The organism is Edwardsiella piscicida, assembly GCF_021733145.1.
Lineage (GTDB): Bacteria > Pseudomonadota > Gammaproteobacteria > Enterobacterales > Enterobacteriaceae > Edwardsiella > Edwardsiella piscicida.
Genome location: NZ_CP090968.1, coordinates 3,595,705 through 3,609,563, shown reverse-complemented (window position 1 = coordinate 3,609,563; position 13,859 = coordinate 3,595,705). Strand labels below are relative to the sequence as shown.

At 52.9% G+C, this 13,859-nt stretch carries 14 protein-coding genes and 1 pseudogene; 12 read left to right on the top strand and 3 right to left on the bottom strand.

Going from position 1 to position 13,859, the window contains the following annotated elements; translation table 11 throughout:
• Position 1: 1 nt before the first annotated feature.
• A complete protein-coding gene (locus tag L1P05_RS16420; protein ID WP_012850217.1) occupies positions 2 to 313 on the bottom strand; it encodes a hypothetical protein in 312 nt (103 codons plus the stop codon).
• A 552-nt stretch (positions 314 to 865) separates the two neighbouring features.
• On the opposite strand from L1P05_RS16420, the gene L1P05_RS16415 reads away from it, so the two are divergent.
• The 5 genes from L1P05_RS16415 to L1P05_RS16395 are packed head-to-tail and all read left to right on the top strand — an operon-like array spanning position 866 to position 4,560.
• Positions 866 to 1,132 carry a helix-turn-helix transcriptional regulator gene (locus L1P05_RS16415; RefSeq protein ID WP_041692565.1) on the top strand — a complete coding sequence of 89 codons (267 nt, stop codon included), beginning with the start codon at positions 866 to 868 and terminating at the stop codon, positions 1,130 to 1,132.
• Positions 1,129 to 1,677 (top strand): host cell division inhibitor Icd-like protein, encoded by a 549-nt coding sequence (locus tag L1P05_RS16410; RefSeq protein ID WP_041692564.1) that lies wholly within the window; start codon positions 1,129 to 1,131, stop codon positions 1,675 to 1,677. Before L1P05_RS16415 ends, L1P05_RS16410 begins: the two co-directional genes overlap by 4 nt.
• Positions 1,674 to 1,901, top strand: a complete 228-nt coding sequence (locus L1P05_RS16405) for a hypothetical protein (RefSeq protein WP_041692610.1) — start codon at positions 1,674 to 1,676, stop codon at positions 1,899 to 1,901. The genes L1P05_RS16410 and L1P05_RS16405 overlap by 4 nt, the downstream gene beginning before the upstream one ends.
• Positions 1,898 to 2,218, top strand: coding sequence for a DUF5375 domain-containing protein (locus L1P05_RS16400; RefSeq protein WP_012850212.1), 321 nt, complete (start codon positions 1,898 to 1,900; stop codon positions 2,216 to 2,218). Before L1P05_RS16405 ends, L1P05_RS16400 begins: the two co-directional genes overlap by 4 nt.
• Before the next feature lie 14 nt (positions 2,219 to 2,232).
• Positions 2,233 to 4,560, top strand: coding sequence for a primase-helicase zinc-binding domain-containing protein (locus tag L1P05_RS16395; protein ID WP_012850211.1), 2,328 nt, complete (start codon positions 2,233 to 2,235; stop codon positions 4,558 to 4,560).
• An 878-nt stretch (positions 4,561 to 5,438) separates the two neighbouring features.
• Here L1P05_RS16395 and L1P05_RS16390 read toward each other — a convergent pair.
• Positions 5,439 to 5,753 (bottom strand): annotated as a pseudogene (locus L1P05_RS16390) (integrase core domain-containing protein); the annotation flags it as partial.
• Positions 5,754 to 5,938: 185 nt separating this feature from the next.
• Here L1P05_RS16390 and L1P05_RS16385 point away from each other — a divergent pair.
• The 3 genes from L1P05_RS16385 (at position 5,939) to L1P05_RS16375 (ending at position 8,402) form a co-directional block, all read left to right on the top strand.
• A complete protein-coding gene (locus L1P05_RS16385; protein WP_012850206.1) occupies positions 5,939 to 6,346 on the top strand; it encodes a type II toxin-antitoxin system RelE/ParE family toxin in 408 nt (135 codons plus the stop codon).
• Between the two features lie 224 nt (positions 6,347 to 6,570).
• Complete coding sequence (locus L1P05_RS16380) at positions 6,571 to 6,915, top strand: hypothetical protein (RefSeq protein ID WP_012850205.1); 345 nt, start codon at positions 6,571 to 6,573, stop codon at positions 6,913 to 6,915.
• Positions 6,916 to 7,199: 284 nt separating this feature from the next.
• Positions 7,200 to 8,402 (top strand): MFS transporter, encoded by a 1,203-nt coding sequence (locus L1P05_RS16375; RefSeq protein ID WP_012850204.1) that lies wholly within the window; start codon positions 7,200 to 7,202, stop codon positions 8,400 to 8,402.
• A 151-nt stretch (positions 8,403 to 8,553) separates the two neighbouring features.
• On the opposite strand, the gene L1P05_RS16370 is transcribed toward L1P05_RS16375, so the two are convergent.
• The gene (locus L1P05_RS16370) at positions 8,554 to 8,700 is read right to left on the bottom strand and encodes a hypothetical protein (RefSeq protein ID WP_012850202.1); all 147 of its coding nucleotides are present in this window, start codon (positions 8,698 to 8,700) and stop codon (positions 8,554 to 8,556) included.
• A 722-nt stretch (positions 8,701 to 9,422) separates the two neighbouring features.
• On the opposite strand from L1P05_RS16370, the gene L1P05_RS16365 reads away from it, so the two are divergent.
• The 4 genes from L1P05_RS16365 (at position 9,423) to proC (ending at position 13,671) form a co-directional block, all read left to right on the top strand.
• The gene (locus L1P05_RS16365) at positions 9,423 to 9,851 is read left to right on the top strand and encodes a universal stress protein (protein ID WP_012850200.1); all 429 of its coding nucleotides are present in this window, start codon (positions 9,423 to 9,425) and stop codon (positions 9,849 to 9,851) included.
• Between the two features lie 801 nt (positions 9,852 to 10,652).
• Positions 10,653 to 11,417: an AraC family transcriptional regulator gene (locus L1P05_RS16360; RefSeq protein WP_012850199.1), complete on the top strand. Its 765-nt coding sequence runs from the start codon at positions 10,653 to 10,655 to the stop codon at positions 11,415 to 11,417.
• 281 nt (positions 11,418 to 11,698) lie between these two features.
• A complete protein-coding gene (gene idi / locus L1P05_RS16355) occupies positions 11,699 to 12,220 on the top strand; it encodes an isopentenyl-diphosphate Delta-isomerase (protein WP_012850198.1) in 522 nt (173 codons plus the stop codon).
• 641 nt (positions 12,221 to 12,861) lie between these two features.
• Positions 12,862 to 13,671 carry a pyrroline-5-carboxylate reductase gene (gene proC / locus L1P05_RS16350; protein WP_012850197.1) on the top strand — a complete coding sequence of 270 codons (810 nt, stop codon included), beginning with the start codon at positions 12,862 to 12,864 and terminating at the stop codon, positions 13,669 to 13,671.
• Positions 13,672 to 13,859 lie beyond the last annotated feature (188 nt).

The following is a 13,859-nucleotide window of genomic DNA, read 5'->3' as shown; positions in this document are numbered from 1 at the left end:
ATCACTTTTTACCCGTCGTTGACACCTGCATCAGCTCCCGGCGGGCGACACGCTCCATATGCTGTTGCTTGAGCGCATCGGTGAGCACGGCGCCATTGCGCAGGAATTGCTCGCGCCAGGCTTGCGTATCATCGAGGCCCGTTTGTTCCAGACGGGTTTTCTGCTGTTTGGCCTGCTCGATGGCATGCTGGATTTCATCCATCCGGTGCACGTTATTCAGATGATGAGTTTTGGCGTTCTCTAGCGCTTGGAATGCGTTATCCAGCACGGCGGGGATCGCCGTCTCTTGCTGGGGGTGAGTGGTCGGTTTCATGGTGTTCTCCTGCTGCGTTATCAAGGTGAAATCATTCTGCAACGCACCACACAACCACTCGAGCGATCACGGTTGTCGCAGGGATGGCACAAACAGAATCGGGCAGAACGGCAATCAGGGGGGGCTAGCCAGAGAAAGAGGCGGGTAAACGTCTCTCTCTGTTTGTTTTTCTATAAATAACTATTCACTACTGTTCACTTGAAATAAAAAGATAAGTAATACAGTAAGATAAATGGTGAACAGTTGAGATAAAACTATTCACCGACTGTTCACTACTGTTCACTCTCTGTTTTTTCAGTCTGCCTGTTATTTAGATTTTTTAACGATTAAAAAAATAAAATATAGAAATAAAAGTAATCATGAATGGGCCACCGGTTTGCCAACGTTTACCAAAAAACGGCCAACGTTTGCCACTGTATAAAAATCGCTCTGTTGTATGGTGGAGCACTACAAAATGACTTGTTGCCCTGAGGGAAAATATTCACAAAATAGAGAGCTACCCGAAGCCGGACGGACACGACCGGACTTGTATGGATTTTATGAGGTAGCCCTATGCACACTGCTTTTTCTTCCCCATCTTCAGCCCCTGCTGCCCCGATGATGCCGCCTTCTGATGCGGTTCAGGAACGCTTTATCCGCCTGCCCGAAGTGATCCACCTTTGTGGGTTATCACGTTCGACCATCTACGATCTCATCAGCCGTGAGGTCTTCCCGAAACAAATCTCACTCGGTGGTAAAAATGTGGCCTGGGTACAGTCGGAAATCACCGCATGGATGGCCGATCGTATCGCCGACCGTAACCGGGGCTACGACGCATGATGATCCCCGCACCGCAAAACATCCCTTTTTCTGGCTTGCTTCTGTGGGCCGTTTCTGGGTATAGTTTTTACGCTGTCGCAAAATCGGCAGCCGGGCGTGAGAACCCGAGTTACTCAGTGGCGACACCAGACGCGCCAGGCGTCTTTTTTTGTGTCTATGCCTACGAACACCTGTTATTTACGCAGCGGCTGTTAGATCGTTGTGGTATCCGCGTAATGGTGGCTCAGGCGGGGCAGCCTTCGGGCTGGCCGGTATCCATTGAGGCCGGTTTCTCACCCCCGTCTGGGCTACCACCAGAGCGTGAGAACTCCGGTGGTAGCGTTAACCGCTACTCAATGGAGGTTGCCATCATGGCTACGATCCTCACCCCGTCACACCCGCAGTTTGTCTTTGTCTTCGCCGCTGTCCGCCGCGCCGACCGTCATTCCCATATCTGTATGCTGCGCATCGTGGCCGATAACGAGTACAGCGCCCGTCGTTCCCTTGCCCGTGAGTATGTCCTGTCCTTTGCCGGTCGTCTGCCGATGGCGGGGGTATGCGCATGAAACATACCGCTATCGCCTTGCAAGACCTCGAATGCCTCGATCACCTACGCAATGTTGGTCAACTGGTCGGTGAACTGATGCAGGAACAGGCGTGTGTCACCGTTCAACGTAACCCGGATCAAAAGCTCCAGCTTACCTCCCTGATTTACCTAATGACTACCCAGCTCGATGGCGTGGTCGAGCGCTGTAACCAGCGTTGGCTTGCCGGGGAGGACAATGTATGACTACGCCATTACCGCCTGTCCTGCGTGCCGCGTTGTACCGCCGTGCCGTTGCCTGCGCTTGGCTGACCCTGTGCGTACGTCAGCACCGCTATCCGGCACTCACCCTTGATACGCTGGAAAATGCCATTGCCACCGAGCTGGAGGGCTTTTACCTGCGCCAGCACGGTGAGGAGAAGGGCCGCCAGATTGCCTGTGCGTTACTGGAAGATTTAATGGAAGCCGGACCACTCAAGACCGCCCCGTCACTGTCCTTTCTCGGCATTGTCGTGATGGATGAACTCTGTGCCCGTCACATTAACGCGCCGGTATTGCACTGAGGGAGAAAATAACAATGAACATGAACGTCACGGACACCGTTAATCTGGCGCGCGGCCACTGGTTACCTGTTTTATCGGCGCTGGGGATGAAGATAGTGAAAAACCGCCATCAGCCCTGCCCGGTATGCGGCGGTACAGATCGCTTTCGCTTTGATGACAAGGAGGGGCGAGGCACCTGGCTCTGTAACCAGTGCGGTGCCGGGGATGGGTTGACGCTGGTCGAAAAGGTATTGGGTGTTACGGCATCAGTCGCGGCCGATAAGGTGAACGCGGTGATCGGCAACCTGCCGCCGGTTGCCCCGGAGGTGATTGCGGCCGCAGAGGCTGAAACCGATGCAGATCGGAAAGCGGCAGCCGCGCTGGCCGTAAAACTGATGGCCAAAACCCGCACGGCCTCCGCAAATGCCTACCTGACCCGCAAGGGGTTCCCCGCTCATGCGTCCGTAGTACTGACAGCCACGCACAAAACCGGCGGGGTCATTTATCGGGCCGGGGATCTAGTGGTGCCGCTGTATGACGAGGGCGGATCGCTGGTGAATCTCCAGCTTATCAACACAGACGGCCTGAAACGCACGCTGAAAGGCGGACAGGTAAAAGGTACCTGCCATACCATTGATGGCCAGAAACAGGCCGGGAAACGCCTGTGGATTGCGGAGGGCTATGCCACGGCCCTCACCGTACATCATCTGACTGATGAAACGGTGATGGTGGCGCTGTCGTCCGTGAACCTCCTTTCTCTGGCTAGCCTTGCTCGTCAGAAATATCCGGCCTGTCAGATTGTCCTGGCGGCCGATCGTGATCTCAACGGCGACGGCCAGACCAAAGCCGCCGCGGCCGCAGAAGCCTGTGAGGGCATGGTTGCCCTGCCGCCGGTGTTCGGTGACTGGAATGATGCCTTTATGCAGAAAGGCGAGGAGGCCACGCGGAAAGCGATTTATGACGCGATCCGCCCCATAGCGGAGAGCCCGTTTAACACCATGAGCGAGGCGGAGTTTACCGCCATGAGTACCAGTGAAAAGGCGATGCGGGTGCATGAGCATTACGGCGAAGCGCTGGCCGTCGATGCTAACGGCCAGCTCCTGTCACGCTATGAGGCCGGGATATGGAAAATCATTCCGTCATCCGATTTTGCCCGTGATGTGGCCGGGCTGTTTCAGCGCCTGCGCGCACCGTTCTCGTCGGGGAAAATTGCCTCGGTCATTGATACCCTGAAACTGATTATTCCGCAGCAGGATATACCGGCACGTCGTCTGATTGGTTTTCGTAACGGGGTACTCGATACCAGCACCGGGATCTTTAGCCCACACTGTAAATCACACTGGTTGCGCACGCTGTGTGACGTGGATTTCACCCCACCCGTGGCGGGTGAAACGTTGGAAACCCATGCGCCGAATTTTTGGCGCTGGCTTGACCGTGCCGCCGGTGGCCGTGCCGATAAACGCGATGTGATCCTGGCCGCCCTGTTTATGGTGCTGGCGAACCGTTACGACTGGCAGCTTTTTCTTGAAGTGACCGGGCCGGGCGGCAGCGGAAAAAGCATTCTGGCCGAAATCGCCACTCTGCTAGCCGGGGCGGATAACGCCACCTCGGCTGACATCGACACATTGGAAGATCCGCGCAAGCGCGCATCCCTGATTGGTTTCTCGCTGATACGTCTACCTGATCAGGAGAAGTGGAGCGGTGACGGCGCGGGACTTAAGGCCATTACCGGCGGCGATGCCGTCTCCGTTGATCCGAAATACCAGAACCCGTACTCCACCCATATTCCGGCGGTGATCCTGGCGGTGAACAATAACCCGATGCGCTTTACCGATCGCAGCGGCGGCGTTTCCCGCCGCCGGGTAATTCTGCATTTCCCGGAGCAGATTGCCCCGGAGGAGCGCGACCCACAGCTTAAGGATAAAATCGCCTGCGAGTTGGCGGTGATTGTGCGCCAGTTGATGCAGCAGTTCAGCGACCCGATGACGGCCCGTACACTGCTCCAGGCACAGCAGAACTCCGATGAGGCACTCTGCATCAAGCGCGATGCCGATCCGGCATTTGATTTTTGTGGCTACCTTGAGGCGCTGCCAGAGCCGGATGGCATGTATATTGGCAATGCCAACATCATCCCGCGTCAGCCGCGCCTGTATCTGTATCATGCCTATCTGGCATATATGGAGGCGCACGGCTACAAGAACACGCTCAGCCTCACCATGTTCGGCAAGGGGTTGCCCGCGATGCTGAAAGAGTACGGGGTGAATTATGAAAAGCGCCGCAAAAATCAGGGTATACAAACCAATCTTGCGTTGAGGGAGGAGAGTAACGCCGATTGGCTACCAAAGTGTGACGCGCCAGAGTAAGAGCACCGAACCAGACCGGCAGCCGCCGGTCTCTTTTTGCCTGAAAACCCGCAAAAATGAACAGTAAAGTGTTCACTATTCACCAACCGTTCACGGTGTAATACAATGAATTTAAACGATAAAATAACACAGTGAACAGTGTGTACGGTTTTCCCTAAAAAAAGTTTTTTCTGTGGATGACATGCTTATATTCTGGTGGTGCAGCAGCTCAGTGATCCGATGAGTGCCCGCGCGCTGCTCCAGTCACACCAGAACTCCAATGAAGCGCTGCCGGAGTCGGATGGGGGTGTATGTTGATCATGTCAACATCATCTCGCGTCAGCGGCGCCTGTATCTGTATCCAGACCAGCCGCCGCCGGTCTTTTTTTGCCTGAAAACCCGTAAAAATGAACAGTAAAGTGTTCACTGTTCACCAACCATTCACGGTGTAATACAATGAATTTAAACGATAAAAATGCACAGTGAACAGTGTGAACGGTTTTTCCTAAAAAAAGTTTTTTTGCTGTTTAATTATTAGTCGCAATAAGTGAAACTGGTTGGCGCTTTGAAGGTGTATATGAATGTGTATATCCTCACTGTAGAGTTTTAGTAATATCATTATATTTCATTGTGTTGTGCGTCATTTTGCACTCCTGTGATCTCCGCCAATTAAGCTCTCCTGAACTCTCCCCACGTCAAAAAAACCTCTTCTAACCCCTTATATATCAGGCTTTCTTTGTTTCCTAAGGTCAACTGACTTCAACCGGCATCAAGCGCTTTTTGGGGTGTATTAGGGGGTGTTATTTCACCCTTAAAATGCCAGCACCCCAATAATGGTAAAAATGTAATGTATAACAAAGGGTTTAAATGACAATTCCCCAATATTAGGCCTGGCTAAATCAGAGTGCCGGGCTTTTTTGTAGACTTTGGATAAATTCCTCTGGAGTCTGGTTATTTAACGATGAATGGGGTCTGCTTCGGTTATATTCCTGTCATCATTGCTCGATCTTTTCCTGCGTATCGTCCAGTGATAGTAACCAATTAACGTTCAGATACTCATCTCGAAAACTACCGTTAAATGACTCGATCAGCGCATTATTCATCGGTTTTCCAGGCCGTGAGAAGTCCATTGCTATACCGTTTTTATATGCCCAGTGAGCCAGTGTTTTAGATATAAATTCACTACCATTGTCTGTCTGAAACCGTTCGGGTACTTATCACTTAAGTTAGCTCGTTGCGGCTATCACGCTCAAGTCGGTTATATTTTCACATGTCTTGATAGCAATAGATCCTGTGGGGATGAGTGGATTTGTAGCGTATGGATATCAACCGCATAGCGTTTATGGCAGAATAAAGTAAGGCTGTACTTGGCTACCATTAGTATAGGACATTAAGTAGAGTGAATATTCTCTGCCTTGCGGCAAAAGGTACCGTGGATAGCGCGCATATTTTGTATTTTCTTGGCCATGTATCAGAGAAGCTGGCGGGCGCAATCCAGAGGAAGCTGACGGCGTTTAGCGCATTGGATACCATTCCCAGTGTGCGTAGCCTAAAGATTTTAAATCCCAAGATCTGGGGTTATAAAGGCACGATTTATAAACTGCGGATTGACTGCGGCGCTGAGTCGGCGCGGATCCTGTTGATGCTGGATGCCCATAACGATCTGGTGGTGTTACATGCCTTCCTGAAGAAAACCCGTAAGACACCGAAGAAAGAGGCGGAAACGGCGATACGTCACTTTGACGCGGTGTGTGCCAATGCGGAGCTGATGCCTCTGTTTCCGTCAGCGTTGGAAAATAGGCGCTAACATTTTCGCTATAGAGAGGACGCATCTGTGTCTCTCGACGGGGTCATTGCGTGGCCGAGGAGGCTGATCCACTGCCGCTCGCTTACTCACCGGTTTTAGCGGGTGTCTCCCTTTGGCGATGCGCTGAGAAAAGCGATGTATTCCTGGGGGGCGGCGCGCTACTCTCTTTGACAGTGGCGCCGATCAATCGGCGCGGCAGCAGTCCGTAGAGTGGAGGCAAACAGATGAGTCACGATCTCTTTGAGCCAGAGATGAAGATAACGCTGGACGATAATAGCGCTATTCACGCGTTTTTTAAGAAGTTCTCTAGAGTGGATCCGGAGATTAGGGACAATATTTACCGTGAGCTACCGCAGATTATCCAGCGGCGTCCTCATAAGATTAAGGCCGCCTGGGGATTGAAGCATCAAGGGCTTACTATCCTGGAGTATAAGGTGGCGCTGAAACCGCAGAGTTTTCGCGCGGCGTACGTTCAGCGGGGAGAGGAGGTCCGAGTGATCTTTATCTCGGATATTCTGATTAAGCGTGATTTTGTTAAGGCATTGGCTGCGACCTCGCTGGTCGATTGATCGTGCGTTGGATTAGCATCGTGTCTCCGGCGCAGAGCCCATTTTACCGCGCGGCGGCGGCGAAGGTATAAATAGTCGTTATATTACTAACGCAATATTTAACACCGCTCTTCAATTTAGTGCTTCATATGCGATATCGGTGTGACCTACCGGCTTCAGCGCATCCTCTGTCACCTATTGTTATATCACCTCGTCTATTATCTCTATTTGCGGGAAGAGAGGAGGGCATATTTATAATTTATGCCATAAATATTCACTGCATTTAATTTTATAGGTGTCGGGTGATGGATAATCCTATTGGCGTGACGCTCTCGCTGCGGCAGCAGAATAAAAATATCCTCTGCCTTGCGGCGGCGCAGGCGCTGGCCGGGGCGAATTCGGTGGTGTTTTATGCGATCGGGGCGATTGTCGGTCATCGCCTGGCGCCCTATGACACGCTGTCGACGCTGCCGATCACGCTGTTTGTGACCGGTATGGCGGCCTGTATCTTGCCCTTTGGCTATTTGGCTAAGCAATATGGGCGCAAAGCGGCGTTTATGGCGGGCACGGCGTTGGGAACGCTGGCGGGGTTGACGGCGGCGCTGGCCGTATTCATCGCCTCTTTTGAATTGTTTTGCCTGGCGGCGCTGATGGGGGGAGCCTATGCCGCGGTGAGCCTTTCGTTTCGTTTTGCTGCCGCCGATGGCGTTGGGCCGGAGCGACGCGCGCTGGCGCTGTCGCTGGTCATGGCGGGCGGCGTGGCGGCGGGGGTTATCGGGCCTAGCCTGATCGGTGGATCCCTCGCGCTGTGGCCAGCGTATCCACTGGTTGCCGCCTTTATCGCTCAGGCGCTGGCGGCCGCTGCGGCGGCGCTGGTATTGCGTCGTGTGTCGGTTCCCCCCGTCAGCGAGCAGGCGCCAGCGATGCGCCGATCGCTGCGCAGTATTGCCCGTCAGCCCGGACTCATGCGTACGGTATTTTGTGCCGCAGTCTCCTATACGGTAATGAATTTTTTGATGACGGCCGCGCCGCTCTCTATGCATATGCACGGGCTTTCCCTGCACGCATCGACGCTCGGTATTCAGTGGCATGTAATCGCAATGTATGCCCCCGGATTTATTACCGGCAGGCTGATCAACCGCTTTGGCGCAGAGTCTATTAGTACGGCAGGGTTGGCGATTACGCTGTTGGCCATCCTGACGGGATTTTCAGGTCAGGAGGTCATGCACTATTGGCTGTCGCTGATCCTGTTGGGGCTAGGCTGGAGCCTTGGATTTACCGGCGCCTCGGCCAACCTGCTCAACTATCATCGTCCGGAGGAGCGGATACGGGTGCAGTCGCTGAATGACTTTATTATTTTTAGCCTGATGATCGTCGGCTCTTTCTTGTCCGGGGTGCTGTTGAATAGCGCCGGCTGGCATGCCGTACTGTGGGGATCGCTGATCCCGGTAAGCGTCGCACTGTGGGTGATGCTGGCGGGAATGGCGCATCGCCGCCGCACCGGCTGAACAGACGGTGAGCTAGCGTCGTCGCTGCGAAACCGGAGCCGTAGAAGACCCGTTGCGCGGATGCTCGGCGTGTTTACCCTGAGGCGCGACGGCGCTCATGCAGGATAGCGCCGGATCGTCGGGGAAGCCGACCATCGTTGACCTGCGGACATTACTCATCAAAATCGGTGTAGAATGTGTCGTTGTAGGTACACATGCCGCAGTCGGCCAGGTTGCCGACGTTATGATTCTGCACCGCCGGGGTATGTGCGCAGCCGCTTAATATCAGTGTGGCAAGCAATAAGATGATATATTTCATGGTGGACTCCTATTAACCCATTAGGTATTTCTAGCGTAAAATGCCCTGCTCATCATGAGCATTTAAATTCCCTATATTATTTACTGTCGATTATAGCGTGTGTTTTTTGTGCTGTCTCCCCTCTACTTTAACGTAACGTGCGGCACAAAATGTTAAGACGATATGCAAAGAGGGTGCAATAAAAATAAAAAGGCGTTCTGTGTTTTAGTGCTCCATAATTTATTCATAAAGGCGCTTCTTATAATGAAAAATGGAGAAATAAAGGAGAAAGAGTAAAACGATTTCACTTTCATTTTGTTTTTATTATTTGTCGTTGGAAGACCATCTCGCTGGATTATTCGTAAAGTGAAAGTAAATGGGTTTCACCCTATTTGGGGGATGTTTGGGTAATGCTCTGAGCAGAGGCGATTCATCATTACACCATGGGGCGGTTATTCCGCTGCGCGCTCTGTGGGTTGGGTAATATCCTCTGCCGCTGGCATAGGCGTACCGTCGGGGGACCACCCGGTGCGACGGTGCCCAGATGAAAACGTTCGCCAGACTCTGTGGTATCTCACAAAAGCGCGGTGAATCAATTCTGTCTATTCTTATCTGGCAGTATGCTTCACCGTGGAGTGGGGTGCCATAGCACCGGGGGCGTGACCGGCAGGCGTCGGTGAGCGTGACCCGGGGATCGGTGCGGGACATGACGCGCTTTGAGAGTGAGCCAGGAGGGGGTTACGATGTATAAGAATATTTTGGTACCTGTCGATATTGAAGAGGATGTACTGACGCAGAACGCGTTGGAGCATGTGATTTATATGGCAAAGCTGACGGATGCCGAAGTGCATTTCCTGTATGTGCTGCCGGATGCTCAAGCGTTTGTCACCGCCTACTCATTTGGTATTAAAGAGTTTGAGAACAAGGCCGTCGCGAATGCGGAGGAGAAGCTGCTGACGCTGATCGATAGTATCGATCTGCCGCGTGAGCGCCTGTCATACACTATCCGCTTTGGTACGCCGCGCGATGAGGCGCTGCAGCAGGCAGAAGAGATGGGGGCCGATCTGATCGTGGTTGGCTCGCATCGTCCCAGCGTAAAGACCTATCTACTGGGCTCTAATGCGGCGGCGATTGTGCGTCACGCGAAGACCAATGTGCTCGTGATCCGCTGAGCGGCGCGTTACGTATGCGCTTAAGACACCGTGTCACCGTGGGTGATACGGTGTCTTACCGGTGCGATGACGGGGATAACGCGATGCGTCGGAGGGCGCTGACGGTGCGGGTAAAATAGCATGATCAGCTAAAAAAATAGCCATTGAGAGTAAATCTAATCGTTAATTAGCCATCTTTTCCGCATAATGCATTGATATATCTCATCTTCTACTGAGCATGCGCTGAGGCATGGCATTGCATTAGCGCTGTGCCTGAATGATAATAAAAGAAGTAACACATAATATGGTTTCGTCACGTCACTTTTTTTTCTGATATGAGTTATCGATGAATAATATTATGCCATGCCATTTTCGCGCGGGAGCCATGATCATCGTCCGACGTGCGGCATCGCGATGATCATCGGCAGATGACGGACGTTTACCGTTGTTCCTGCGTAATAAAGGATTATTGTCGGTATTTCGCTGACGATAATGTAGCAAAGACATCGTAGCACTATAATAGCAAAGTAATGATTGCGCGGGGTTATCTCCGCGCTTTTTTCATTTCTATATAAATAATCGTTCTTAAAAAATAGGCTTTTTAGCGGAAAAAGTTCATTTTTCGATAGAAATGTCTCTATTTATATAATAGCGTAAAGATAATGATACATTGATATTGTGCGCGCCGTATTGAAATCGCGGCATGATTCGGTATTTTGTTTCGGCATTGGATGTCAGATTTAGACCTCTGTTTATGCCTTATTCAATCGTTAGGATTTGGCTTTGATAAGGCATTTTTACATTTATGTAGGATGTTCTGCTATGAAACTTTGCTGTGATGAGTGTTGTGCGATAGTTTTAACAGAGAAAGATACAGACGTTAGATTTTGCGAAGGAGATATCGTCAAGTTTACTGCAAATAATCTGATGCTAGTCTCCATTGAAAATGACTCAATTGATTTTTCTACGCTTGACTCCTCTCTTATTCTCTATATTTCCCGCGATCTAATAAAAGACTATCTGCATTTTTTAAAAAAAGACCTTACCCACTATACGCCGGTGTCGCGTGGGTTTCCGCCTTATATGATAGAGCCTTGCCGTACGCCCTATGTATTTCGTGAGGCTGCCTGCCACTCGGTAATGCGGGAGGCGGATGAAATCGAGTTTGAGCGTAAGCGTTCGCTGACGTTTGCCGCTCTATCCATTTTTCTTAATAATAGAAGCTTCATTCCATTTTTAATGCGGATGGTTCGCAATAACATTAGCGCGAATGTATACAATATCATTCAGAGTGATATTCATAAGACATGGAGCTTGACGACGGTCGCCAGCTGCCTGTGTCTGAGTCCAAGCTCTTTGAAGAAAAAATTAAAAAATGAGCAGACCAGCTACAGTAAAATCGTGACCGATTGCCGTATGCGCTATGCAGTGGAGCAGCTGTTGGTTTTTAATAAGAATATTTCTCAGGTCTCGACGCTGTGCGGCTATAGCAGTACCTCTTACTTTATTTCCGTATTCAAAGAGTATTATGGCGTGACCCCGCTGAACTATGTACACCGTTACCGGGATGGCACGATGCTGTCATAGCTGTCCTGTCGCGCTATCCCTTTAGCACGACGCCGCCGACAAGGATGTCGTCCCTTTCTCCCGCTTATCCGCCGTCTCCTTTGCTTTTATCCTCTTCAGCCTGCGTGGGGCGATGCGAGCGCGCATAGTGACCGCTGTAAATCAGATTTTTATGGCTAAAGTGTTTTCGGGGGCTAAAAAGCCTGGACGCGATCGGGTATGGTAGCCATGCTCGGACGGCGAGCGCTCACGCGGGCTTGGCGTGTCGTCCGGTTTCTAGGGCGTGTTTGGGAGAGAATGGGGTGATTGAGGTTGTTCTGGTCGATGAGCATGACGTCGTGCAAGGGCATATGGAAAAGCTGGCGGCGCACCGTCAGGGGTGTCTGCACCGCGCGCTGTCTGTCTATATCTTCAATGCGCGCGGCGAGCTGCTGCTGCAGCGTCGCGCCGCCGATAAGTACCATGCCGGTGGGCAGTGGAGCAATACCTGCTGCAGCCATCCGCTGCCGGGTGAATCGGTCGAGCGCGCGGCGGGGCGCCGACTGCAGGAGGAGATGGGGATGCAGTGCGATCTGACCCCAGGATTGACGCTGCGCTACCGAGTTGATGTCGGGCAGGGATTGACGGAGCATGAGCTAACCCACGTTTTTATCGGTCAGAGTGATGGGATGCCCCAGCTGAATTTGGCTGAGGCGGACGCCTTTGCGTTTCGTGAGCCGACGGCAATCCTACGGCATATGGCGCAGCAGCCAGACTACTATACGCCGTGGTTCCGGGCATGCCTGACGCCGGTTTTACAGCATGTTGCGGCGCATCCGCGCTGAGCCTTCGCGGTGGGCGGGGGAGCAATACCGCTGCCCTTATTGGATCGCTCGGCCTTTGGCAGAAAGAGGGCGTCAGGTTACGAATTATCCTGACAGTACCGCTAATGCCGAGGCAAGGCCGAGGTACGGAGCCACCGGCTGGCGCACTGACCACGACGCGCGGATCCGCCGTAGCGCCGGTTCTCCTCCGGCAGGACGATAAAGCTATTCATACCATATCGTCCCCTCGGGGGCGTCCCCTTCATTATTCTGCATTCTGCGCTTGCTATGCTGCACCCTGGATGGCGACACAGAGATTCAATGGAGGATAGTTTCTCTTCTCGTCCCGATGGGTATTCCGCGCTGCTATAAGCGTACCCGCGCGCATCCTATTATTCCCAATACAGCCTTAGCCCGTTAAAAAATGAGCAGCGCTATATTTGCATAGCCTGGGATGAAGATATGTATCGCCGTATTATTTGACAATATTATTTTTAGCCTACGCTAGGCGGCGTATTTTCCAGTATTTATGCGCGCGCGATATGCGTGCGAGGGAGATCGGCTGGCATATTTTTCCACGGCGCTTGGTGGTAGGCTGAAACCCGGGTGCCTGCTGTATCAGGCGCTCCCATCTTAATGATGCATACTGGGCTGGAGGTTATGTGGAGCAGAAAATCGGATTTATTGGCTGCGGCAACATGGGCCGGGCCATCCTGGGGGGGCTGTTGGCCAGTCAGTTTGCGCGGCCGCAGGATATTCTGGTGTATAACCGAACCGCTGACAGCGTCAGGGCGATTGTCGATGAATATGGCGTCGGCGCGGCCGACGGAGCAGCGGCGTTGGCCGCCGCGGTGGATATTGTGGTGCTGGGCGTCAAGCCCAATGGGATGCGGGCGCTGCTGGAGGAGATTAAAGGGCGTCTGCGGGCCGAGACTATCGTCGTCTCTATTGCGGCCGGCGTGACGCTCGAGACGCTCCAGGAAGGTCTACCGGCGCAGCAGAAGGTGATTCGGGTCATGCCCAACACGCCCTCGCTGGTCAATGCCGGCATGTCATCCATCACCCCGAACGGGCGAGTCAGCGCCGAAGAGTGCGCTCGGATCGTCGCCCTGTTCCGCAGCTTTGGGCGGGCGGAGGTCGTGCCGGAGTCGCTGATCCACGCCGTGGTCGGGGTGAGCGGATCGTCACCGGCCTATGTGTTCATGTTTATTGAGGCGATGGCCGATGCGGCGGTTCGTGCCGGGATGCCGCGGGCACAGGCCTATCAGTTTGCGGCCCAGGCGGTGATGGGCGCGGCAAAAATGGTGTTGGAAACCGGTACGCATCCGGCGGAGCTGAAGGATATGGTGTGTTCGCCGGGCGGCACGACCATTGAGGCGGTGGCCGCGCTGGAGGAGAACGGCATGCGTGCGTCGGTGATCGAGGCCATCTCCCGCTGTATCGCGAAGTCGGAGGCGATGAGTCGCCGCTGAGCGGCGTGACTTCTCTGGCGCTGCCCCGCTGCGGCAGCGCCGCATATCCCCTTTCCCCTGCCTATACGCCGCTGATTTGTTTTATTGTGTGATCTGGCTCAAGTTTTTGTCCCTGTGGCCGATAAATCGAACGCTGACTTAACAGTAAACCTGGCCAAGGGATGATCCCATCATGGCGCAGTATTATT